This is a genomic window from Thalassotalea sp. 1_MG-2023, assembly GCF_030546745.1.
In the GTDB taxonomy this organism is placed as follows: domain Bacteria; phylum Pseudomonadota; class Gammaproteobacteria; order Enterobacterales; family Alteromonadaceae; genus Thalassotalea_C.
In genome coordinates this window covers 151,219-175,079 of the sequence record NZ_JAUOPD010000007.1, presented here as the reverse complement: position 1 = coordinate 175,079, position 23,861 = coordinate 151,219, and the positions used below count along the sequence as shown (strand labels likewise).

General features: G+C 35.1%; 29 protein-coding genes. 22 read left to right on the top strand and 7 right to left on the bottom strand.

Features of this window, described 5'->3' with window-relative positions; all coding sequences use genetic code 11:
• Positions 1 to 549: 549 nt before the first annotated feature.
• The 13 genes from Q4489_RS08200 (at position 550) to Q4489_RS08140 (ending at position 11,194) form a co-directional block, all read left to right on the top strand.
• Complete coding sequence (locus Q4489_RS08200) at positions 550 to 1,350, top strand: helix-turn-helix domain-containing protein (protein ID WP_303478904.1); 801 nt, start codon at positions 550 to 552, stop codon at positions 1,348 to 1,350.
• A 53-nt stretch (positions 1,351 to 1,403) separates the two neighbouring features.
• A complete protein-coding gene (locus tag Q4489_RS08195) occupies positions 1,404 to 1,802 on the top strand; it encodes a VOC family protein (RefSeq protein ID WP_303478901.1) in 399 nt (132 codons plus the stop codon).
• A 158-nt stretch (positions 1,803 to 1,960) separates the two neighbouring features.
• Positions 1,961 to 2,245 (top strand): hypothetical protein, encoded by a 285-nt coding sequence (locus Q4489_RS08190; RefSeq protein ID WP_303478899.1) that lies wholly within the window; start codon positions 1,961 to 1,963, stop codon positions 2,243 to 2,245.
• Positions 2,246 to 2,614: 369 nt separating this feature from the next.
• The gene (locus tag Q4489_RS08185) at positions 2,615 to 3,847 is read left to right on the top strand and encodes a hypothetical protein (RefSeq protein ID WP_303478896.1); all 1,233 of its coding nucleotides are present in this window, start codon (positions 2,615 to 2,617) and stop codon (positions 3,845 to 3,847) included.
• A 117-nt stretch (positions 3,848 to 3,964) separates the two neighbouring features.
• On the top strand, positions 3,965 to 4,258 hold the full coding sequence (locus Q4489_RS08180; RefSeq protein WP_303478894.1) for a YciI family protein: 294 nt from the start codon (positions 3,965 to 3,967) through the stop codon (positions 4,256 to 4,258).
• A 413-nt stretch (positions 4,259 to 4,671) separates the two neighbouring features.
• Positions 4,672 to 5,544: a DUF5694 domain-containing protein gene (locus Q4489_RS08175; RefSeq protein ID WP_303478891.1), complete on the top strand. Its 873-nt coding sequence runs from the start codon at positions 4,672 to 4,674 to the stop codon at positions 5,542 to 5,544.
• 40 nt (positions 5,545 to 5,584) lie between these two features.
• Entirely contained in the window at positions 5,585 to 6,682 is a 1,098-nt protein-coding gene (locus tag Q4489_RS08170) for a serine hydrolase (RefSeq protein ID WP_303478889.1), read from the top strand.
• Between the two features lie 30 nt (positions 6,683 to 6,712).
• Positions 6,713 to 7,117 (top strand): hypothetical protein, encoded by a 405-nt coding sequence (locus Q4489_RS08165; RefSeq protein WP_303478886.1) that lies wholly within the window; start codon positions 6,713 to 6,715, stop codon positions 7,115 to 7,117.
• A gap of 508 nt (positions 7,118 to 7,625) precedes the next feature.
• A complete protein-coding gene (locus Q4489_RS08160) occupies positions 7,626 to 7,823 on the top strand; it encodes a hypothetical protein (RefSeq protein ID WP_303478883.1) in 198 nt (65 codons plus the stop codon).
• Between the two features lie 135 nt (positions 7,824 to 7,958).
• Positions 7,959 to 8,153, top strand: coding sequence for a DUF4177 domain-containing protein (locus Q4489_RS08155; RefSeq protein ID WP_303478881.1), 195 nt, complete (start codon positions 7,959 to 7,961; stop codon positions 8,151 to 8,153).
• Between the two features lie 711 nt (positions 8,154 to 8,864).
• Positions 8,865 to 9,524: a YoaK family protein gene (locus tag Q4489_RS08150; RefSeq protein WP_303478878.1), complete on the top strand. Its 660-nt coding sequence runs from the start codon at positions 8,865 to 8,867 to the stop codon at positions 9,522 to 9,524.
• An 824-nt stretch (positions 9,525 to 10,348) separates the two neighbouring features.
• Positions 10,349 to 10,702 carry a MerR family transcriptional regulator gene (locus tag Q4489_RS08145; RefSeq protein ID WP_303478876.1) on the top strand — a complete coding sequence of 118 codons (354 nt, stop codon included), beginning with the start codon at positions 10,349 to 10,351 and terminating at the stop codon, positions 10,700 to 10,702.
• 72 nt (positions 10,703 to 10,774) lie between these two features.
• The gene (locus Q4489_RS08140) at positions 10,775 to 11,194 is read left to right on the top strand and encodes a hypothetical protein (RefSeq protein ID WP_303478874.1); all 420 of its coding nucleotides are present in this window, start codon (positions 10,775 to 10,777) and stop codon (positions 11,192 to 11,194) included.
• Positions 11,195 to 11,262: 68 nt separating this feature from the next.
• Here the strand turns inward: Q4489_RS08140 and Q4489_RS08135 are convergent, their stop codons facing one another.
• Positions 11,263 to 13,404 carry a cation:dicarboxylase symporter family transporter gene (locus Q4489_RS08135; protein ID WP_303478871.1) on the bottom strand — a complete coding sequence of 714 codons (2,142 nt, stop codon included), beginning with the start codon at positions 13,402 to 13,404 and terminating at the stop codon, positions 11,263 to 11,265.
• A 237-nt stretch (positions 13,405 to 13,641) separates the two neighbouring features.
• Here Q4489_RS08135 and Q4489_RS08130 point away from each other — a divergent pair, with 237 nt between their 5' ends.
• The 8 genes from Q4489_RS08130 to Q4489_RS08095 all read left to right on the top strand — a co-directional run bounded on the left by Q4489_RS08130 (position 13,642) and on the right by Q4489_RS08095 (position 19,032).
• On the top strand, positions 13,642 to 13,911 hold the full coding sequence (locus tag Q4489_RS08130; RefSeq protein ID WP_303478869.1) for a hypothetical protein: 270 nt from the start codon (positions 13,642 to 13,644) through the stop codon (positions 13,909 to 13,911).
• 210 nt (positions 13,912 to 14,121) lie between these two features.
• Positions 14,122 to 14,559, top strand: a complete 438-nt coding sequence (locus Q4489_RS08125) for an energy transducer TonB (protein WP_303478867.1) — start codon at positions 14,122 to 14,124, stop codon at positions 14,557 to 14,559.
• Between the two features lie 80 nt (positions 14,560 to 14,639).
• A complete protein-coding gene (locus Q4489_RS08120) occupies positions 14,640 to 14,987 on the top strand; it encodes a DUF488 domain-containing protein (protein ID WP_303478865.1) in 348 nt (115 codons plus the stop codon).
• A gap of 101 nt (positions 14,988 to 15,088) precedes the next feature.
• Positions 15,089 to 15,649 (top strand): AAA family ATPase, encoded by a 561-nt coding sequence (locus Q4489_RS08115; RefSeq protein WP_303478863.1) that lies wholly within the window; start codon positions 15,089 to 15,091, stop codon positions 15,647 to 15,649.
• 228 nt (positions 15,650 to 15,877) lie between these two features.
• On the top strand, positions 15,878 to 16,315 hold the full coding sequence (locus Q4489_RS08110; protein WP_303478860.1) for a DUF1772 domain-containing protein: 438 nt from the start codon (positions 15,878 to 15,880) through the stop codon (positions 16,313 to 16,315).
• A gap of 364 nt (positions 16,316 to 16,679) precedes the next feature.
• Positions 16,680 to 17,516, top strand: a complete 837-nt coding sequence (locus Q4489_RS08105) for an MBL fold metallo-hydrolase (protein WP_303478857.1) — start codon at positions 16,680 to 16,682, stop codon at positions 17,514 to 17,516.
• A 240-nt stretch (positions 17,517 to 17,756) separates the two neighbouring features.
• On the top strand, positions 17,757 to 18,446 hold the full coding sequence (locus Q4489_RS08100; RefSeq protein WP_303478854.1) for an aspartate/glutamate racemase family protein: 690 nt from the start codon (positions 17,757 to 17,759) through the stop codon (positions 18,444 to 18,446).
• A gap of 196 nt (positions 18,447 to 18,642) precedes the next feature.
• Complete coding sequence (locus Q4489_RS08095; RefSeq protein WP_303478851.1) at positions 18,643 to 19,032, top strand: DUF4019 domain-containing protein; 390 nt, start codon at positions 18,643 to 18,645, stop codon at positions 19,030 to 19,032.
• A gap of 178 nt (positions 19,033 to 19,210) precedes the next feature.
• Here Q4489_RS08095 and Q4489_RS08090 read toward each other — a convergent pair whose 3' ends face one another.
• The 6 genes from Q4489_RS08090 to Q4489_RS08065 form a co-directional block, all read right to left on the bottom strand.
• Entirely contained in the window at positions 19,211 to 19,717 is a 507-nt protein-coding gene (locus Q4489_RS08090) for a YchJ family protein (RefSeq protein ID WP_303478849.1), read from the bottom strand.
• Positions 19,718 to 19,786: 69 nt separating this feature from the next.
• The gene (locus tag Q4489_RS08085; protein ID WP_303478847.1) at positions 19,787 to 20,191 is read right to left on the bottom strand and encodes a hypothetical protein; all 405 of its coding nucleotides are present in this window, start codon (positions 20,189 to 20,191) and stop codon (positions 19,787 to 19,789) included.
• A 356-nt stretch (positions 20,192 to 20,547) separates the two neighbouring features.
• Complete coding sequence (locus Q4489_RS08080; RefSeq protein ID WP_303478846.1) at positions 20,548 to 20,961, bottom strand: lysozyme inhibitor LprI family protein; 414 nt, start codon at positions 20,959 to 20,961, stop codon at positions 20,548 to 20,550.
• A complete protein-coding gene (locus tag Q4489_RS08075) occupies positions 20,961 to 21,263 on the bottom strand; it encodes a YciI family protein (protein ID WP_074499285.1) in 303 nt (100 codons plus the stop codon). Before Q4489_RS08075 ends, Q4489_RS08080 begins: the two co-directional genes overlap by 1 nt.
• A gap of 10 nt (positions 21,264 to 21,273) precedes the next feature.
• Complete coding sequence (locus Q4489_RS08070; protein WP_303478843.1) at positions 21,274 to 21,831, bottom strand: septation protein A; 558 nt, start codon at positions 21,829 to 21,831, stop codon at positions 21,274 to 21,276.
• Between the two features lie 125 nt (positions 21,832 to 21,956).
• Positions 21,957 to 23,183, bottom strand: a complete 1,227-nt coding sequence (locus tag Q4489_RS08065; RefSeq protein WP_303478840.1) for a Xaa-Pro peptidase family protein — start codon at positions 23,181 to 23,183, stop codon at positions 21,957 to 21,959.
• A gap of 368 nt (positions 23,184 to 23,551) precedes the next feature.
• On the opposite strand from Q4489_RS08065, the gene Q4489_RS08060 reads away from it, so the two are divergent.
• A complete protein-coding gene (locus Q4489_RS08060; RefSeq protein WP_303478838.1) occupies positions 23,552 to 23,860 on the top strand; it encodes an STAS domain-containing protein in 309 nt (102 codons plus the stop codon).
• The last annotated feature ends 1 nt before the right edge of the window (position 23,861 follow it).

Genomic DNA, 23,861 nt, shown 5'->3' with positions numbered 1-23,861 from the left:
AGCTATAGTTGCTGCTATAGCTTGGGTCTCACTTTACCGAATAAGTTTAAGTTTGGTGGGTTTATTATCCATACAAGAAAATAAACAAGGACTTAAAACAGTTTGTTGTTTTTCGTTCCTCAAATTTTAACAAACAATTTTAAGCCTGTTATTTAGGCATTAGCTATTTCGGAGAGTATGTGGTGCGCAAGGAAGTAAAGCCTAAAGAACGTAATGAGTTTTCTCAATATATAGCAATATTTCTATCAGTCTTATTTACTACTTATATGAAACGAACTGTAGAAGACAATTTTACTGATTTACAAGAGCTATCATTCCTGATGAGATTTAGGTTTATATCTAATAATATTTATCCCGTTCCATTACTTAATTTCTAAATTAACTGATTGGCTATATTCTAGCAGTGGCTAGAGCAATAGCTAACAAGGGTTTTCAGGACAAATTACAGTTGGCTTTTTGTTTGTGCTTCACTTATTCTAGCCAATTGCAATTTGCCTCTTAGTGATACGTTATATTTTCTGTGCTATTTGAGAGGTGGGGTATTCAACTATGCTGATAAACATTAATGATTACTCCTTACAAGGCCGAGTAAATAATTCCGACTCATATCTAACTTTAAAACCTGCGTCATCATTAAGTAATTGGGTACAGGAATATTGGCAACTTAATGTTCCAAATGGTAAGTATTTTTATCGTAGTGTTCCTGATAATTGTGTCGACCTAATAATTAACCTTTCATTTCCTGAAGAAGTTTTTATTGTTTCCCCATTCTCCTCGGCTAAAGTGTTTGAAATGATAGGGCCTGTTTCATATTTCGGTATTAGGTTTCGTATACTAGGGCATCAAGGAATAATACAGATCCCTTTGGGTGAATGGAGCAATGACGACAACGTCATAAGCGACATACTACCTGAAAATTTTTTAAGTGCTTTATGTAATAGTAGTTATCAGGTCATGTCATTTCAAAAACGCTGTGAGTTTCTATCGAAAATATTGCTTGATGACATAAATTATTTCGAAATTGATCGTAGATTAATGCGATATATTTTACATTGTGATCGAAATATTACCTCTAATATTGACATATCTAATAAGCAGTGTTCTGAGTTTGGAGTATCTGCTAGGCACCTGCGTCGATTAACTTCTCAATATTTAGGACTTTCGCCTAGAGAATTCGCTAAGGTTTTTCGTTTTCAAAAAACATTACGCGCTATGAATGCGGCGAATTGCCCCAATGTGTGGGCTTCTTACTATTACGATCAACCGCATTTTCATCGAGACTTTAAAAATATGTCTGGTGTTACTCCAAACCAGTTTAGAACTATGTCCGCTTTGTACAATACAGATTGAATTAAAAGAATAATAATACTGTTTTTAGTAATCTAATCTCAGGAGTAAATAAAATGATTGAAGTAGACGTGATGTTTCCCGTAATGGTGACGAGTGATTTGGAAGCGGTGAAGACTTTTTATGAGACAGTTTTTGGGTTTACAGCCGTATTTTATGATTCTAATTTTTATCTTCATTTGATCTCACCCAACCATAATATCCAGCTTGGTTTTCTGTTGCCTAATCTTTCAAGCCAGCCAGAGTTTCTTCATCCTATAATGTCTCCTAAGGGGTATGTAATTTCACTTGAAGTCAAAGATGCAGCTATAGCATATGCGGAAGCTAAAAAAATGGGACTAAATTTTATAATGGCTTTAAAGCAAGAAGAGTGGGGGCAAATACATTTTATCATTCAAGATCCAGCAGGCTTTAGTGTTGATGTGGTTCAACATCTACAGCCTACAGATAATTAGTTTAAAAATGTAACAAGCTAATAAATAAGCAAATAACAGTTGGTTTTTGCTCCATCGTCGCGTATTTTAACCAACTGATACTTGCCCATTGTTAGTGCGTTAGCCGTCAATCAGGTTCCAATTAAGTATGTGTATTAAATATTATTAAGTAAAATTTTATGAAGTATACCTGTGTCATTTTTATCTTTGTGTTCAGTATTAATTATTGCTTAGCTGGTACCTCAGAAGACGAAGAGATCAGAGCTGTAATAAAAACATTTGAAGAGTCTATTCAAAATAAGGATAGAGAATCATTCTTGGGTTTATTTCTTGAAGAAGGAGTTTCTTGGGTTGGTGTTTTTTCAGAAAAAATTATGGAAGAACGAATTGCTTTAGTAAAAGAAATCAACAAGAAACAAAATAAAAACATAGAGGTAACTAGAAAGTTCTTATCCTCACCGTAAGATTTTATTGAAAGTATCATCTCCGAAGAAGGCCCTTCAAAAGAAGAGTTTAGTAATATACAAATTCACTCAGATAAAAATATTGCTACGGTTTATTTTGACTATGCATATTATAAAGATAATAAAAAACAAAACTGGGGGTCAGAAAGCTGGCAACTAGTACAAACAACTAAAGGCTGGAAAATCCAAGCAGTTTCTTTTTCTATAAACAATGATTAGGTGTTTGTGGAAGTAAACAGCTAACAAGGCTCAAAAGGACAAAAAACAGTTGTTTTTTCTTATTTTATCCAACTATTATTTGCCTCTTAGTGGGGCGTGAGCTAACTTACCATACCGTTCAGCATTACATTTCAAATAAAAGGATTTAACTTGAAGAAAATAATACTACTGTGTCTACTTGCTTCTGATTCTGCATTCTCTTCAAAGCATGATCACGAAAAGTTTTTTTTAGAAGCAATAAAAATTGGAAATCAGGTTCAAGAACAAACTAAAGGTAAAAGCTTAGCTGAGAAACTTCCAATCATTGAAAATTTTGCCAAAGAATATACTGATAGCCCTGTTGCTTTAGATATTATTATGCAAGATCTTGGTGTTCAATATTCGTTTGCTGGCTTACATAAAAAAGTGCTTATTGCTAAAGATTCAAGTGCTGAAAATGAAACTTTAGCTCTTGAAGACTTAACTAACTACAAAGTAAAAAGTGCAGAAAGTGAAATATTAAAACGCTCGCAACTACATCAAATTGTAATGTTCAATGAAGCTCATGATATTGCACAACATAGGGTACTAACGTACCGTATGCTTTCGGGGCTATGGAAGCAAGGATATCGTTATTTTGCGGCCGAATCTTTAAATAGTTCAGCTTCATCACAAGTTAATAAAGGATATGTCACTAACAATATTGGGTATTACACCCGTGAAAGCACCTATGCAAATCTAGTACTTAAAGCAAAAGAAATCGGCTTTGAAATAATTTCTTATGACCTACATAAACCTAGTAAACTCGATACTATCGATGAACGTGAAACTAACTCAGCATTAACAATCAAAGAAAAAGTATTTGATAAAGACCCTGATGCAAAAATCATCATTCATGTTGGTTATTCTCATATAAATGAAGAGGAATGGTTAGCTAGTAAACTTAAAAGCTTTACCAGCTTAGAAACGCTGACTATTGACCAAACAACACGGATAGAGCGAAGTAATACAGAATTTGAACACCCAACATATACAAAAGCGGTAAAAGAAGTAAGATTACAAGAACCATTTGTTTTTGTAAAAGGGAGCGAAGTTTGGAGTTCTGACTCAAGTAAATGGGATATCTCAATTTTTTGGCCAAGAACAAGTTACCTTTATGGACGCCCAAAGTGGGCTTCTTTAGACCGAGTTTATTACAACGTCACTACAAATGATTGTAAAAATACGTACCCTTGCATGGTTGACGTTTTTAAATTTAATCATAAAAATGAAGTCCCCTTAGACAGAGTGCTAATTTTATCTAAAAGTGACCAAAAATCAGTTTTTTTATCTCAAGGTGATAATATTATTGTAACGACTGAAAGTAATGGTAATCAGATTAATAAAATCAAGGTTAAGAATTAAAGTTAGCTAAAAAATTGTTAAGTAAGGACAAAATACAGTTTGGTTTTGCTCCTGCGTCGCTAATTTTAACCAACTATTATCAGCCCCTTATGTGGGCGACATGAAATGGAGAGTTAAGTGTTTATTGTATCCTTAACGTACACAACGGAATTATCAGAAGTTGATCAATATATTGAAGCTCATGTCACATTCCTTGAAAAATATTATGCAGCAGGTAAATTTATTGCTTCAGGACGCAAAGTTCCACGAACTGGCGGAGTAATTTTAATAAATGCGGCTAACGAGACTGAAGTGGACTCAATAATAAAAGAAGATCCATTTCATATTGCTAATGTAGCGAATTACGAAGTAACAGAGTTTATTCCAACTATGGCAGCGAAAGAATTTGAAGCCATTAAAAATTGCATCTAACAAGAGACTATGGCGTCAAGCTAATTTTAACCTTTTGCGCTTCCCACATTACACCCTCTCTGAGCATCGGATTTGGGAAGCTTTAAGGACCAATTGTATTCAAACTTCTGTTTATCAAGCTAGTATCTCTCGAACGGAATATTAAATTGAATTTGAGGTAACTGAGCAAACCTGCATATAGCAAGCGCGTAAAGCATAGGGCTGCTAAAGGTTGTTCAATTTGGCTTGGTTTGACATAACCACCAACTTTTGTCCGTTTAAGTTTGTGGTTATGAACTATTGCAAAAAAAAGCTGGTGTGAATGCATTTAAGTAACCAAGGCTTGAAGCATTTACTTAGATAAATTTTTTAATGTTAATAACGTTTTCGAAAATAAATATAGGAATACTCCTCATTAAAAGGAAAATTAAACGATGCGATTTACAGCTGTAATAATCAATCTTTTAGTGTTATTAAGTTTTAATGTACTGAGTCGTGAAAGTCCTGCTTTACAGACAATTAAGGCTCAAGCTAACCATTCTAAAATTAAAGTCCTTAATTTCGGTACTTTTCATTTTGGACCAACGCCTGATGCGCATAGCACTGAATTTGACGAAGAAGATAAAAACTTACAGAAAGAGGTAAGAGCAATCTCTAAAATGATTGCGAAGTTTCGCCCTACTATTATTTGCGTTGAGTCAGTGCCGGAAAAAAATGAGCAACTTAACTCATTATATCAACAATTTTTAAAGCACCCGTCTGAATTAATTACCTCAAGCGGTGAAACCAGTATGATCGCATTTGATGTTGCGAGACTAAACAATGTTGAAAAAATTTATGGTATAGATAATCACATGGGATATAACTATAGCGTGGGTGATTTTATTGAAAATAGTCCCGAATTAACCAATTCGATAGATCCAAAAACTTATTTAGAGATCACCAATAACCCATTTAAACATTATCCTGAACTTGCTGCATTAGACGAAAAATACGAGTCCCTTTCGTTACTTGAGAAGTTAAAGTTTATAAATCATCCAATATCTTTGAATGCTTCAATAAATGCTAATGCCGATAAACTGCTATATGTTGGACTGGATGATAATTTTGAGGGGGCAGACAATGCGGCTCTTTTTTATCACAGAAACATGAAAATTTACTCTAACCTTAACAGGATTAAAATGAATAAAAACGATCGAGTATTTATTTTAATGGGAGCGGCTCATACTGCTTTTTTAAGGGAGTTTATAAAGCGAAGCCCTAAATTTGAGATGGTGGATACTTTAGAGTATTTAAAAACTGAATAATTAAATTTTTATCTAATGTCGTGTAACAATAAGGACTGCTATGAGTAAGTGGCTATTTTTAAGTGTATTTTTTTTCATATCTACTTCTGTTTACGCTGAAATAAATAAAAGTTCAGCGTTTGCGGAAAAGTTGAACAAGGAAATACCATTAATTCTTGAGAAGAGTAAAGCTCGTGGTATTGCTATATCAATCGTCGACGGTACAAAGGTGGTTGGGTCATTTTATTATGGTGATGCAGATACTGATAAAAATTTACCCATTACCCAAAAAACAATTTTTAATGTTGGATCCATCTCCAAAGTTGTAACTGCTTGGGGCGTTATGAAATTAGTTGAACAAGGTAAAGTTTCGTTAGATGAACCTGTTAATCATTATCTAAAAAGCTGGAAATTATCTTCTTCGTCCTTTGATGTTAATAAAGTCACGCTGCGAAATATTCTTTCTCATACGTCAGGGCTATCGTTAAGTGGTTACAATGGATGGCGTGTTGAAGACCCTTTACCTACATTGATTGAATCTTTAAATGGTAATAATACGGCAGGTGGAGCGCTTAGCATTATTCATGAACCTAGCACTAAATGGTCATATTCTGGAGGGGGATATACACTCGTTCAATTATTAATCGAAGATGTAGCTAATCAATCGTTTAATCGTTTTATCACTGAAAACGTGTTGCTGCCGCTTGGCATGACAGAATCTTCATTTGAGATGGGGAATATTCCCCTAGAAAACCTTGCTCAGCCGTATGATGAGAATGGCAATAAAACGGGAATGGTATACTTCACTGAAACTGCTGCGGCCGGTTTTCTAACTACGGCTAGAGATTTAGCTACATTTAATCAAGCAGTATTGAAAAATGAAAATGGCGAGTACATTGGAGCAGATGTTTTATCCAATAACAGTATAGATGAAATGCTACAGGTACAGCCTCATACCGGCGGTCGTTGGAGTATGAGCTACGTTATAGATGCTGAAAATAATAGTTTAGGCTTTGCAGGTTTTAATAGAGGATGGACATCTTTAACACGGACCATAATAGATAAAAATATTGGCTACGTTATTTTGAATAATAGTAGTGTGGGCGGTGTAAATAATGAAATTGATCAACTGTTGCTTTCAATAATTACCGAAAATTAAAGTGTAATTCTTTACGTACAAGGAAGTTTGATGAGAATAATTGAGAGGGTTCGTTGGCTTATTGTCGCTTTTTTAGCTGTCTTTGGTTTTTATCTATCATTTATTCTTGGAATGGCTTTTTATGTTGTTGCTAATTATATGTGTCCAAATAATCACATGGTGTCTGGGATGTGCACTGCGCCATGGCACAATACTGTAATGGATGCGTTTTTGATACTATGCCCTGTTTTAGGTGCGGTATTGGTTGTGGGTTTTTCTTTTTTTATTGCCCCTAAGCATAAAGCTAAAATATCTAAACTGGTTTATCTAATTGGATGCGGTGTCTCATTTTATATTGCGTATATGAGTAGTCATTGGTGGGCATTTTTAGCGGTAATTGTAGCGGGATTTATGACGCTATTGCTAATCAATAAACAGTTCAACCAGCTCCGCTGATTGTTGATGTTTAACTAACGATTACACGTTAAAATCATTGGTTATTTTGTTTGTATTTTGCTAATTTTACCAGCTGTTTATGCCGTAATAAGGAGTTTTGACGAAAATGGAAATACCTGAGTTATCAATAATATTACTCAATTTGGTTATTATTTTAGTTTCGTATTTATCGATTTATCCAAAACTAGCTGGGAACAGCTTTAATAAAATATCATTTTATGATCTTTTTGCCTCAGGCTTTGCGTTTTTAGTTGTAGGCTTAAATTATTGGGGTACAGGGCATGAGTTTAACTTATTAGTGTTAAACACTAATTGGTTTTGGTTTACTTTAGTAATCTACGCAATTATCGAAATACCAATAATGATTTGGTACTTTAAAAAGCAAAAAGTTAAGTTCTGAATAAAATAAACAAGTTATTTTTAGCCTTTATACGGTTTAAAGAATTTGTACATAATTGCTAATGGAGTAATTTTTAATTACATTAGTTTTTAATATGGAGGGGTAATTATGAAAAACGTTAAATTTATTTATCTATATTTTTTATCTGGTGTTTTATTTTTGATTACAGCAGGGGCTTTTTATTCAACTGAAAATAGTAATCTTAGTCCCGTTTTCGCTAGTATTGGCTTCGCAATTATTTCTATTAGTTTAGTTCTTTTTAGTCAAAGTAAACGCTGTAAAACCCAAAATAATAATTCAGAGTGAAACCGTTTAATAAGCCACTCAAGAAGAGCAACTAACAGTTAGTTTTTGTTCTTTAGTCGTTTATTTTAATCAAGTTTATGTACCCATTTGAGAAGTGTTAGGCATTCCCAAAATTAAGTAGGTTATGGAAAACTTATGAGAAAGTATAAATATAAAATTGTAGATTCTAAAGACGTCGATTCAGCGGGGTTATTTAAAGGTAAGAAGCGTGAAGACGTAGAAGCATACCTTAATAAACTTGGCACAGAAGGTTGGGAACTTGTGAATGTAGATTTTCGTGAACTCGAAGGCCGGTTAGAATTTTCTGGCGTTATGAAAAAAGAAATATAAATAGCTCGTTATTGTAATTCCAATGGCTAATAAGGGTGTTCAAGTTGAACACGTAACAGTTTATTCGGTTTTGCCCAGTTCACTTTTTAGCAAACAATTATCAGCCCTGAAATGAGACATTGGTTTGAGTCACCGTGTCAAGTTAAATACACTGAACTTGGAACAATAAATCAAAGACATTATTATTACCTTTAAAATAAAATGCGTTAACACATAGAAGAAGCAAGTAAATTCGTCGGTTATCATGTTGACATGGCTAAGGCGGTTTTGACTTAAGTAAATTAGCATCACAGTTCCACATTATTACAAAATCTTATCGTTAATTATTACCGTTGCTAGCACATAGCAGACTTCAGCATATTTCTTGCGTAGTGCGACCTTCCTTTAATCTCTTTTTATGATGCAATGAAATGTCGCCTTTCGATACTTACACTGGAACTATCGTACTAGTTTTACGGACGGTGACTTAGCTGCTTTTATTCGGCGATAGTTATCATGGCCTAGCATCGCGATTTTTTTAGGACTGTTAATTGTGGAATGATTTATGGGTATCTAAGTCTATGAAAAATATGTTATGTTTGTACACGTTAACCTCTGATTTTTAATCATTGAATAAGCTAATTTTGGCTTAGCTTTTTAAGTTAACCTACGATAATGCAGGCTAGCCTCTTGGTGAGTCATTATGTCTAGTTGTAAAGGAGAATTCTGACTTTGATTTCTCAATTACCAAAATGGGTTGAGCTTGGCGCTTTCTTTTTGGCCGTGATTGCGGGTTGTATTAATGCAATCGGTCTTCTTGGTTTTGAGCACCAGTCTGTGTCTCATTTATCAGGTACTGCCACCTTACTTGGTACTGAGGTGCCAAATCTCTCATTTCAAAAAGTATTTCACCTTGTAGGTATTTTGTTTTCATTTTTAGCTGGCGCATGTATCGCTGGTTTTTTACTACATGGCTCAACGCTAAAATTAGGCAAGCATTACGATACAGCGCTACTCATAGAGGCTATTTTATTGTGTGTGTCTACATGGTTTTTAATATCAGGATCTTTTTACGGTCATTTTCTTGCTTCGGCTGCGTGTGGCCTTCAAAATGCGCTTGCCACAACATATAGTGGAGCAATAATTCGAACTACGCATGTCACTGGTATTTTTACCGATCTTGGAATAATGCTGGGTTCTATTTTTAGAGGACAAGCGCTTGATAGGCGAAAGGCAAAGCTATTTTTATTTATTATTTTTGGCTTTATTTTAGGCGGTACTTCAGGTGCATTGCTTTACAGTGAATTTATATTTAAAGCCTTATTAATCCCTGCGTTTATATGTCTAATAATGGCGGTGGCCTACCGTGTTTATTCAAAAGGTAACCGTTGAAATGAAATGTTGTCGGACTGATTTTCCGTTACGCTCATAACTAGTGCGAACGTGGACGTTTTAGCAAAATTAACTAAACGACATGTAAACTACGAATCATTGATAAAAGAGTGAATAGTGGCTGACTTTACTATCACTACATTTAATTTGCTACCGCAATTTCTTGTTGCTCCGTTGACAACATCTTCCTTTAATATTCTGCGCAGATATAAAGAGTTGTGGGTGAAAGTAGTCCTTAATAAAAATTTGGTAATTTTTAGGATGTGTAATTGTGCCTTTCTTTATTGTTTTAGTTGTTTTCAAGGTTAGTATTTCGCTAAACTTTAGAGATAATGCTCAGAACTTATTAAGTAAAACAAGCAGAACAACTTATAGTTGGCTCATACTTGTATTTATTAATTTTAGCGTATTGTATTTTTTCTAAACCAAGCTTTGGTTTTTGAAGGAGTTTTAACGTAAATGGGGTCACCTGAGTTATCAATAATATTACTTAATTTAGTTATTATATTAGTTTCGTACTTATCGATTTATCCAAAACTAGCTGGGAATAGCTTTAATAAAATATCATTTTATGATCTATTTGCATCAGGCTTTGCGTTTTTAGTTGTAGGCTTAAATTATTGGGGTACAGGGCATGAGTTTAACTTATTAGTGTTAAACACTAATTGGTTTTGGTTTACTTTAGTAATCTACGCAATTATCGAAATACCAATAATGATTTGGTACTTTAAAAAGCAAAAAGTTAAGCTCTGATAAAACTAATAAGTCATTTTTAGCCTTTAATTGATCTTCCCTCAATAATGTAATAGAAATAAGGTAAAGCAATGTACATTGGAAAATTTGCGGCATTAACTGGAACAACACCTAAAACTATTAGATTTTACGAGTCAATCGGTTTGATACCTGAGCCAAGTCGAAAAGGTAATTATAGAATTTATGATCATACCTATGTTGAAACTGTTAAGCAGATCAAAAGAGCACAAGATTTAGGTTTTAAGCTTTCAGAATTTAAGTTACTTATGCAAGGGGTTAATATAAAAAGAGGTTTACCCGCATCGGTGATAATCAAAGCGATAAGTATGAAGCGAGATCAGATAAATACCGAGTTTAAAAAACTACAGCGAATGGATGAGCAGCTTTTAGCGTTACAGAACGAATTAAAGAATACTGACTGTTAGGTTGACTCTGACCTATAGGGTAACGTTTACACTCTTTAACTAACTTAATGATGAGTTGTAAAAGAGGGTGTTATGAATAATCTTACCTATAGAAAAATAGTTAAAGCTAGCGCTATTTATGATGTGATTGTGACGTTTGGTTTTGCGTTTCCTATTTTGGTGGTGTTGAGTATTAATATGCTATTCAGCATTCACACACAATTTTCATTTTCTGGTTTAATGCCTGAGTTTCTACCTTTACATTTATTTTTTGTGAATTTAATGGGGAGCTTAGTTCTTGTTTGGTCAGTGCTTAGAATAACAAGGCCAAAGCCTATTTTTGGCCTATATGACAGCTTCGCTAGGTTTTTGTTTTCGTTTAATATGTTGTTTTATCTTTTAGCATATGACGTAACGGGCGTATTGTGGCTGTTTTTCGTGCCTGAGCTCGCTTGGGGCGTAGTGCAATTTTTTGGTTATTTTTATTTAAAAGACAAAACGCCAATTACGTAAAGCTAAAAGTACTAAAGTAGTGAGTTTTCTTTAAACTCACTACTTTTACGTCAATGATGATTATTGATTTAATTTTTATTCAATGCATTCGCCGCAATTTTAGGCGCAACTTTCTTTCCTTCGATCCAATAATCAAAAATAATAGACAAAGTACCATTTTGTTTTTTCATCGCAATCCAATTGGCCATAAATTGTTCAAAATCGTGATCGTACCTATTAATAGGGAAGGCCATAAAAAGAGGGGGTCTAACAGGTTTTGGAACAACTACAGTGTAGTCTGGGTGTAATAACGTCCAACCTGAAGCAGCTGCGGCACCAAATAACATTGCATCAATATGCTGATACTTTTCTTTAAAAAATAAACGTGGTGTAGAAATTTCCCATGCAGTGGTGTTAACGAAGCTATGCTGAACTTTGTCTTTATAAAAAAAGGTTTCAGGAATGCCGATAATGAGTTTGTTGTTATCGAAAATTTTTTGCCAATGAGTAAATTCTTCACGGCGCTCTGATTTAACGAGCAAAGCAATAGGTTGCGTTGAATAAGGCTTAGTAAGCGTGAACTGCTTCATATTGTCGGGAATAACCGGAATGCCGGTGGTTATATCTAAATAACCAGAAGCAAGGAGTGATTTTGTTTGATGGTGAAAAATTCTAACGTATTCAATCTCAACATTTAAATCTGCTGCGAGTAAGTTGATTATCTCAATATCGTGGCCAACCAGTTTGCCTTTATCATTGTGAAAAGAGTACGGTAAATCATCGCGAAAATAGCCAACGCGAATAAAGCCTCTTTGTTGTATTCGAGTTAAAACATCACTTGATGATTCAGTGTCGTTTATGCTTTCTTCAGGCTCAGTAAGATAACGAGATGGTGTAGTGGTAAAGATTAAATCACGTTGAATAAATTTATCGTAACCTTGATATTGCAAGCTTAATTGTTCAAAACTGACTTTTAATACCATAAAGCTTGTGATTGCTATCAAGGGTATTACGATCGCGTTTCGAATTAAATAACGCCATTTTATTTGATTTCTTTTAGCGAAATGACAAGCAATAATTAAAGGAAAACATACGGCAAAACTCACTGAAAGTAGGGCACTTAAACGGCCAACAATGAGATTTTCAGCCACTAAGAACAGCTCAAACATAGCACTAGAGACATTAAATAATTCTAGCAAGCTTGGCATGGCTACGGTCGCATTACTAAAAAGCTGTGGAACACCAAAAATGATGAGGTTGAAGTAATCGTCGGTTGAAATATACGCGCCCGATAACCAAGCCGAAAACAAAGTAAACAATAATGCCAACAGTTTGCCGCCAACGGGCAAGCTAAACACAATGGGTACGATAATACCTGGAATTTTAATTACCTCAGATGGGCAATCTTCTAATTCTGCTAATGCTTTTTTGGTGTGTTCAATAATAGCAGGTAATACTGCAAAAAAGCTGCCTGTAGCAAAGGCAGTGATCATTGCTACACGACAAATATTCACCGTTTGTCGATAACTAAATGGTGTGATAATAGCCACAGTTGCTGGAAAAATAATAAAGCCTAACAGTACCACCAAGATAACGGTTGTAACGATATATACGGTCAATCCTTCTAATAATGAGGGGTCTAGCGTTGCTGCAGCACGGTAACCAATACAAAAAATACCAATTGGTGCTAATTTCATCACTAAGCTAGCAATATTAGCTAAAGACGTTTGAAGGCTGGTTAGTACCAATAACGTATGACGTTTGCCTTTTATGGTCATCAACCCTACACCCACTAATAAACTGAATAAAACCACCGCAGGGATCACACCATTGGCAAAAGCGCTAAAAGGATTCGATGGAATAAATAGTTCAATGAAGCTGAATTCTGGCTGCGGTTTGATGGTACTCGCACTGTAAAACGAGGCATTTTCCCAATCAGGAAAGGCAATAGAGGTTAATAAAATGAAGAAAACACTGATTGAAATAAACCCTAAAAGTACCAGTACACTAAAACGTAAGGTTGATTTTGCCTTGGCAGGCGATAAGCCACCAATCCCCACTATCAGGGCCAATGCAATATAAGGTAAGGCTGTCATTTGTAATAGCATGACAAAACCGTTGGCGATTGAGTCAATACTGGTATGCATGGTGTATTGGCTACCAAAGGCTAATCCAAGAAACATCGCGATTAATATTTTCGCAGCTAAAGGTAGTTTAAGAGGGTTGAGCACGTGTTAATTGTCCTTAATGGAATTGACTTTAGGGAGAATAGACGTGATTTGAGCATTAATGGACCAGATTTTATTCATCTCAATTATCACTGTAGTAAAGGATAAATGATTGAACTGAATCTGTAAATTTGATCTAATGAATCAATATAATTTCGAATAATAGGTTTTTGTTCGTAATAGTTCCACAATGGCTAATAATACTCACCGTTTGCCATTTAATAATGAGGAGTTAGTTAGATGAAAGATAAGCAATTTAAAGCATGGGGGGCTACACGCTCAAAAGGCAAATTGAATTTTATCTTGATCAGCGGTGTTTTATCTTATGGTTTGCCAATGTTTATCATGATGGCCTTTGTGACCAAACCTTATGCAGAGGGTTTTTCATCTAAAGCGGCCATAATTCACTATATTGCTTGGCCTGTTGCAGGTTTTTTATTTGGTGTTACCGTATGGTATATAACTGAATACAAATATAAAAAAGCGTTAGCTAGTCGTACAAAACCTTAATGTTTTACCGTTTTTATTGTTACCTAGTCGGTTAATATTTCGTTGAGGATGACGCTTTATTTTTAAGGTTGATAAGTGTTAGGGTAGGCTTTAAATATCAATAGTAAAACTTCGAACTAGTCACCTTTAATGTTGAAATAAATAAGACATTTTATGGATGAATAACAACAGAATTTTTATGTATATCAAGCATTTTACAAAGGATTGAATATGAAAATGTTAACGTTAATCGCTATCACTCTTGCATTATTTTCAACGAATAGTATTGCGAAAAAATTTTATGCTGACGTTCAGCTTACGCATATTTCCCCACCGAGTAACGCTATTTGGCAACGTGAAAATAAAAATACTCCTAGATATCCTATAGCACTTGCTCGCTCTGGGCTTAAGGGGTGTTCAGTATTATCGTTTACGATTTCCGAAAAAGGTGAAGCTGAGAACATAGAAGTTATTAGCTCTGTACCAAATAAGCACATTGGAAGGCATTCACGTAAATTAATTAATAACTGGAAATGGCTACCAACACCAGAAACAACTAAACCGGCTTCTGAAGAAAGAGTCTTACGGTTAGATTTTTGTATGGGTGGCGAATCTATTGAGCAATCTCAATCTGCGTGTAAACAACAAACACGATTAGTTTGCGGCTGATATATCAAAGTAGTTTATAAGGCTTTCAACCGTTAAGTTTTATAATGTTTTTTTTAACTAACGATAAAGTTGGAGGATACATGAATATTAAAATCCACCGTATCTATGAAGACGAATTACCACAAGGTTTTCATGCTCTTGTTGACCGTTTATGGCCTCGCGGCATATCTAAAGACGAAGCAAAGCTTGATGATCATTGGAAAAATTTAGCCCCCAGTAGCGAGCTACGAAAATGGTTTGATCATAAGCCAGAGAAGTGGAACGACTTTAGAAAAAAATACATGAGCGAGTTAAGTGAAAACAAAGAACAAGCGAAAGAATGTTTAGAAAGTGTAAGTCATAAAAACCTTATTTTATTGTATGGTGCTAAAGATAAAAAATATAGTCATGCACATGTCTTAAAAGAATACTTAGAAAAATTAATTTAAGCTTAGTACCGCATTTATATTATTGAGTGCCACAGATCCTAGTAACGTGAAGATAATCAAAAATATAGCGACAGATACTTTATCTACAACAATGAGACAGTATGAAAAGACCAAAAGTTGTCGCGTTAAGCGGGGCTTCGGGCTCTGGTAAAACAGCCTTAGTAAAACAGTTAGCAAGTAGACTCAGTTGCCCATATTTATTGTTTGATGATCATAAAGATACAAACACATACCCTGATGATATGAAACAATGGTTACAAAGTGGTGCAGACGTCTCATTGATTAAAACACCAATGTTAGTCAGATCGTTGGAACAGTTACAATTAACCAACAACAGTCGCTATATTTTTATTGAAGAACCTTTTGGTAAGCAACGTGATGCTATCTCAAGCTTTATTGACATCGTTGTGTTATTAGATCCCCCGTTAGAGCTGTGTCTAGCACGTATTATAAAAAGACATATGGAACACTCTCATTCAACAGAGACTCTTTTCGATTATCTTAATAAATATGAAGATCACTTAAGGGATATTTATATAGCAGTAACAGATCAAGTAAGAAAAAGTGCTGATTTGATCATTAGTGGAAAAGCGTCAGTAAATGAACATTGTGATCTTGTTAGTAATTGGTTGTACGAAGAAGAGCTAAAAAAACATGAATAAAATTGTTATCTTTTTGTTGAAAATCAACCTTCTACTTAGTAATTATCTGTATGTAACTTCTATCATTATTGATGTTTTTAAGCATGATGTTGTATTTTCTACTACGCTAACGCAAGAAGAGGATCGGATGTGCCGCAAGTTACACTGCTGAGTACAACTCTACTGCGGAATTATTTTTGCTCTTTAAATAACAAGCTGTTGCATAAAGGTGTTTTCTTAGGAGGTTAAATGTTCATTATTGAAATTATCGCTATTCTGTCTTGTGTAATTTTTGCTGGGATTGCGATTTATATCAATGTAGTAGAGCACCCAGCTCGCTTAGCCTGTGGAACAGAACTAGCCATGACTGTTTTTGGACCAAGTTATCGACGTGCAGCTGTTTTACAGGCCTCTTTAGCGATAATTGCCACAATAATGGGAATAGTTTTAGGCGTTAATTCTGGAAATACTTTATGGTTTGTCGGAGCTTTGTTCATTTTTCTGGTAGTCCCGTTCACTTTTATTGCCATAATGCCAACAAATAACCAGTTACTTGATGCGAATAATTCTTTAACTCAGAGTGAAAATGACGTTTTATTGAAAAAGTGGGGACGTTTACATGGAATGCGTAGTGCTTTAAGTTCGGTGGCGGCAATTTTATATGTACTTCTCAGTGTGAACAATTAACGACTTTTATTAGAGCTTGTTGACCTTTTGAAATTAAATTTAGTTGAGCCCAAAGGGTGGCTTTTTTCACTAATAGTCCGTTATTGCTTTTTCATGCGGAATAACTCCACATTAATCGCAATGCCTTTTCTAAATATCAATAAACCGCTGCAAAAATAAACGCGAAAGCTCAATAGTCTTAATAAAAAGAAATACGTTTGAAAAGTAACCCTAATGTTTTGACTTCTAGCATTAAAAAGTAGACGTTCATAATTGGCTATGTATTTTTACCTTTTATTTGATATGGTACTGTATGTTTTTTGAGCGAGAATTAAATTAAAGCTAATACATAATAATAATCAAGGAGAGACTTATCAAAACTATATTGAGTTTTCTATTAAGTGCGGTATGTTGGGCTGGTATTGCCGCTGGAAATTCTTTTCAGCAATTGGCTAATTTTACGAGTCAACAATTAACGGAACATTTGTTTGTCGTTAAATCTAATAATTCAAACACCAATGTTGGGGTGTATATAGGTGAGGCGTATACTGTGTTAATTGATCCTGTGGTTGGTAAATCTAATAATGAAAAGTTAGTGAATGCGATCAAAAAAATAACAACAAAACCCATTAAGTATGTACTAAATACACATAGTCATAGGGATCATACCGGTGCAAATTCATTTTATATGGAACTTGGTGCTACGATTATTTCAAATAAAAACGGTATCTTTCATGAAAATAACACGCGAATAACGACGGACAAAAAACACTCACTAGAGCTAGGAACCGACACAATAGATTTATACCCTTTTATTTCTCATACCGCTGATGACGTTCTTATTCATTTTCGTAACAGTAATACAATTTTCATGGGCGATACGTATATGCATAAAACATATCCACATGCTTATGTTGGTGGTAGTAAAGGACAGTTTAGCATTATTAATAAAGCTCTCTTATTAGCAAATGAATCAACAAATATCGTTACGGCTCATGGACGCTTGACGGCTCAAAAATCAGAGCTTTCAAGTTTTAAACAAAAAGCAACCTTGTGGTATAGCAAAATAGCCGAGCTCAGTGCGCAAGGTTTATCGGTTGATGCAATTTTAAATAATGAAGAACTAAAAGAAATTAGTAAAAAGTTTAGGCCATTTTCTGTCGGTTTTTTTAATCAGCAAGTGAAAAAAACAATTAAAGCTGAACAGGCAATGTCAAAATAACCATTAGTACTAACTGTTTTATTATGCGTGTTAATGGCTGCTTTTAATGCATCGTGACGTGTTTGGTGGCGCAACGTTCAATTCATATAGAGTTATTTTTAATGCTATTGTGCTACCGCAAGTTTTACAAGTATAGACGCTAAAATCCTAATCGATTTTTGTTAAGTAGCCTTAGCTATTCAAATTGTATTTACTGTTTAACTCATATTAAATCCAAGTGAGTTTCAAGAAGGATAACTTATGAAAACAATTGGCCTATTAGGCGGTATGAGCTGGGAAAGCACAGTAGGTTATTATAAAGCGATCAATGAAGGAGTTAGGGCTGAACTGGGGGATTTACATTCAGCAAAAATTGCAATGTATAGTGTTGATTTTTCCCCGATTGAAAAATTACAACATTCGGGGGATTGGCAAGGCACTGCGGAAATACTTGTAGATGCGGCGAAGAACGTTGAATCAGCAGGCGCTGATTTTTTACTTATTTGTACTAATACTATGCACAAGGTTGCACCACAAATTGAAGCTTCGATAGCAATTCCAGTATTGCATATTGCAGATGCAACTGCTGAGGTTCTTGTTGCCAAAGGTATTAAAAAAGTCGGGTTATTGGGCACAGCCTTTACAATGGAGCAACCATTTTATAAAGGCAGGTTAAGTGAAAAATACGGTTTATCAGTAGTTGTTCCCAATGAAAGTGATAGACAGATTATTCATAATGTTATTTATACCGAACTGTGTTTTGGTAAGTGCTTGTCAGCGTCTAAGGCGGAATATTTAAGAATAATTAATACGTTAGCTGAGCAAGGGGCAGAGGCTGTAATATTAGGGTGTACTGAAATAGGTATGTTAGTTCAGCAACAAGATACGAGCGTTACCCTGCTCGATACTACTTATATTCACGCCCAAAAAGCGGTTAAAGCCGCGATATAATAATCATCACTAAGCATTTGGTATTACTAACCTTGGGTGAGCTTTCTTTTTATGTTAGCCTTTTGATGAATCAATAGACAATAAGCTTGCTCAGAATGTGTGATGTTTATCGTTAATATTGAAAATTTAATGTTTAAATTCAATACGTAAATCTACTGTTTTTAGGTTGATTTACGCCTCATGAAAAGGAATTATCATGAACAAATTCTTGTTAATCTTATCTTTATGTTTTACTGCGTCAGTTATGGCTAATGAGCCATTAGATGCAGGGAAAGCGTGGTTAAATATTATTGATAAAGCAAATTACACGAAAAGCTGGCAAGAAGCAGATCCTTTATTTAAAGAGCAACTTGCCAAACAAAAATGGGATGAGGCACTCAAAGGTGTTCGTACTCCTTTGGGAAAGGTGAACTCACGTGAAGTTTTAACCCACAAAGAATATGATTCATTACCAAATATGCCTAAAGGCGATTATATAGTGATCCAATATAAAACGAGCTTTTCCAATAAAAAGGAAGCGGTTGAAACGGTAACATTAAGTAAGAGTAGTGGGCAGTGGCGTGCGGTTGGCTACTTCATTCAATAATCATTAAAGAGCGTTAGTTACGTTGTATTTGAGCTGTTACAACGTAACACAATTAGATTCCACGCTATCCTTTACTGTGTAATTGAGTAATCATAACGCATGATAGGTGACTCTCTAGTTTCAACTTTACTGTGGGTTTACTTATGTCATAACACTGTTGCCTCTGTTTGAGTATTTTCTATATCATGCAGCAGCGTTTGTATTTTTTCCCACTTTCGCACGGACATTGAGAATTTCGTGTTAATTTTTCAATCTCAACTTGCTCTATAATGTCACCAGATTCATATCGCCATTGGTTATCTTCAACAGTAAAGCGTGATTTTTCAGACATTTGACAATACATATCATCAACGATAAAAAATGCGGTAAAGGTCACCGTTGGTAAAGTCGAGGGCTGAGCGTTAAGCGATCTTTGCATGAATTCTTCTCGTGAAATGTTTTTAGCATTATGTATCACGAGCTTTAACCATTGAGTTTGTTGGCACCATGCTGAAACCTCAGCCTTTAAATTTGCCACCTTTTGAGCTGAAGCATATGTGTTACATAAGTAGTCAACATTTTTCACAGCATAGCTGTAAAATCTAGAACGCATTAGCTGTTCTGGAACATTGGCAACTCGACTGCCTTCAACAATAGGTTTACAACATGCGTTTTCGTTTTGTTTGCTGCCACAAAGACAAAGCATCACTATCACCCTGAAATAGAATTGAGCGCTATTTTATGGTGATTCGAAATATTTGCAACCAACCTAGTGTTAATGGATCGTTTTATTGTTTGTTAACACCACACATTCTGTTTTACCTAAACGTGCGTATTTTTGTAACTCTGCAATTTCCTGTTGTTTTAAGCAAGGGTTGCATAACACGACAGCTGAGCAGTTTCCTTTGCATAATGCAGATTTAATATTGTCAAAACTGACAGGAGTCTTGGTGGTATTTACTTTCAAAATTTTGCTTTTATCTAAATGAGGTAGGTCATTTAATGCTGCAATCGCTTCACCTTCTGGATTGACTAAAAGTACCCATTTTTTGTGAGACGCATGTCGCTGACATATATCTACATATTGCATCGATGCTTGATTAACTTCATGAATTGATTGCACATTAAGCCAGTGTAATTGGCGCTTAGTTGTTGTTAAAACGGTTGTTAAATTGCTCATACTGTTCACCTGTACATATACTGTATAAAACAACAGTATATGTATTTTTAACGTAAATCAAGAAAAATATCTCAATTTTTTTGAGGGTTAGCGAAAGGTATACTTTTTAATATTTCAGCTTTTCTTTATGAGAAGTATTCAATAGCCACAACGTGTATTTAAGATCAAAAATCGTCAATACGGTTGTCATGGTAATAACACGTTCGATTGTGAAATGTTTGTTTTTAAGGCGATTACGAGGTTTAATTTAAATGTGCAAAAATTCAATCTGTTATCAATTAATACAAATAGCATTCAAGTTTCATAATGTTAGGGGGCATCATGAATGCAAGAGGAAATATCGTGAATTTGATGATTTAGTTAAGACGACTAAGTTCGTTAATACGGCTTTTCGTTAACAAGATATAGCATTTTTTGTAGGCGGAAGCTGCTTTTTTGTCTGGTGAAATATGTAAATATTGCCACCGACAGTTATTCTCGCGGTAAGTAATAAAGTTACGTTGTGAACGCTTAAACATATTTAATGCCGCTCTTCGACCAGTAACAATAGAAAATTCTTCCAACACAAATGTTTGGTTATTAATCCACGTTTGCATTTCTTTATCTACGTTTTCTTTTACACTGTCAAAACACATTGAAAGTTCGTCAACCTTGTTATAGTTTTGTTCACAATCTTCAATTGTTTTTTCATTCACAGCACTTGCTTGATAACTAATGATGCTTGCAATGCATAGCAGTGAATAATGTGTATATTTACGTATTAGCTTCATTACGCAGGTAATACCTTTTTGTAAGGTTTAACGGTAACATTTTTATACACGCCGGCATCAATGTATGGGTCATCATTTGCCCATGTTTGTGCTGCTTCAAGGCTATCAAAGGCTGCAATGATTAATGAACCCGTAAAACCAGCGTCTCCTGGGTTTTCACTATCAATCGCAGGGCAAGGACCCGCCACTAATAATCGGCCTTGTTCTTGGAGCAAAGATAATCGTGCTAAATGTTTATCTCGAACGGTCATTCTTAATGCTAAGCTGTTTTCTATATCTTCACTATAGATCAAATAATACATTTAATATCTCTTACTTTGGATCTTTTGGGGATTCTGATTCTTCTTGAGGTAAATATTTATAAATAGCAAAAATGGTTGAAATAGCAAAAACAAACGTCATGCCCATTAAACCAAATACTTTAAAATTCACCCAAAATTCTTGAGAATAATTATACGCGATATATAAGTTGAGTATCGCACAAAGCGCAAAAAATATTGCCCAAGATAGGTTTAATTTTTTCCAAATTTTTTCAGGAAGAGCTAAAGACTCACCCATTAATTGTTTGATCAGGTTTTTACCAAAAAAGGTATCGCTGATAATAAGTACACTGGCAAATAAACCATTAATGATTGTTACCTTCCATTTGAGAAATTGGTCGTTTTGGAAAAAAATTGTTAGGCCGCCAAAAATAGCGATAAGTCCGAAGAAAACCCATTGCCTTTTCGGGATCGGTTGTTTACGGATAACAAACGATAAAAGATGGATAGCAGAAGCGATAATCAACGCACCTGTTGCCCAATAAATGCCGGCTATTTTCCAAACAATAAAGAAAACAATAAGTGGAAGGTATTCTAAAAATGCGTGCATACGAAAGTTTGTTGTTGACTGATAATAAAGATTCTATCTAAAAGCGGGCTAGATCTCCAAACTTTAATTGTAGAAATAAAACCCGCTTATTTACGCTATAACGTCTTTCATACACTAACGCGCATTTATTTTTCGCTTTGTGGATACCCAAAAGGGTTACTTATACTGTGAGCAGGTTCTGTAAACCACTTAGCTCCTTGCTCTGTCATATAAAAGTGATCTTCTAAGCGAATACCAAACTCTTGTGGAAACACCAGCATAGGCTCATTAGAAAAACACATACCTCGTGCTAATGGTGTTTGCTCACTTCTTACTAAATAAGGCCACTCGTGAATATCCAATCCAATACCATGGCCTGTACGATGTGGACAACCCGGTGTTTGATAGTCAGGGCCTAAACCTTGGCTAGTAAGGAAATCACGGGCGGCAATATCAACAACACCGCAAGGCTTACCAATATGTGCGGCATTAAAGGCGGCAATTTGCGCATCCTTTTCTACTTGCCACATTTTTCGCTGCTTGTCGGTTGCTTCACCAAACACATAGGATCTTGTTATATCAGAATTATAGCCATGAAGTTGGTAGCCAGTATCAATCAATACCATATCATTTTGCTCAAGACTTTTCGGGGTTTTTACGCCATGAGGATAAGAAGAGTCTTGACCAAATAACACGATGCAAAAATAAGAACCGCTCGTTGCGCCAACTGCGCGATGAGCTTGATCAATAAATGCTTCCACTTCTTGTGTGGTAATACCAACACGAAGAATTTTTGCAACAGCTTTATGCACTTCTAACGTCATGTTCATCGCTGTTTGTAATATTGCTATTTCGTGATCAGATTTTTGCATGCGGCAACCCGCGGTAACTGGCTTTGCATCAATAAGTTCAAGGTTATTAGCGACCTTTTGAATACCATTTGAGATGAAAAAAGCAGTAGATTCGTCAATGGCTAATGTTTTGCAATTAGGTACGATATCGCTAAGGGTGTCTACGCAACATTGAAAAGGACTTTCATGCTCATGCCACCCTTGAACATTGCCTTCAATCACCATGTGTTGACGTAAAGTGTCAATTTCAAAATGGGGTGCTATGTAAGTTACTGAGCCATTTTTAGTTAAAAGGGCACCTACTAAGCGTTCGCTTGCATACCATTTTGTACCGGTAAAATAATGAAGATTTGTGCCTGCGTTTAAGTAAACTGCGTCAATGTTGTTAGCTGACATTAGCTCAGTCGCTTTATTTATTCGTGCTTGGTACTCTTCAATGGAAATACCAGGCATAGTAGGAGCAAGACTTTTAAGCTTCTCTAATTCAATTTCGGCTGTTGAGCCGCCAATTCCAATTGTCATGATTTTTAACTCTACATTGTCGATTTAAGCAAGGGCAGGATTATGCCACGATAATCGTCACAATGAAATATCGTATACAGTATAAAATGATTTCGGTTGTGGCGTTTCAGTGTTAATACATAATTGTTTCTAGTGTATTAATAAGGCAGGGAAAATCTTCTTTATTATCATTAAGAGGTGATCACGGGTAGGCAGGCTAGTCGCTTTATTGTTATTGTGTAAAAGGAAAAAACAATGCTTTGACTCAACCTTTAGAATGTGTACAAAATGAGAAAATAATACGCCATGAGATTTAAACGTAAATATTCTGTTCTATTAAAGAATACCATGCGGCTGCATTATTCTAGCCAACGGATATAGGGATAACCATGAACGTTAAAAAACAAGTTTCTGCTGACAACAAAGTCGTTACCATTTCAGTTGAAGAACGATTCGACTTTTCTGCTCATCAAGCGTTTAAAAGTGCTTATGTTAATGAAAATGCCTCTGGAAGTTTATTTATATTAGATTTGTCAAAAGCATCTTATATGGATAGCTCGGCTTTAGGGATGATTTTATTACTTAAAGATCATGTTGAAAATGTATCAGGACAATTAAAAATCTTTAAACCGAATGATGCGGTCAATAAAATTTTGGAAATAGCACAGTTTCATCGCTTGATGACAATTGAGCGTTAAT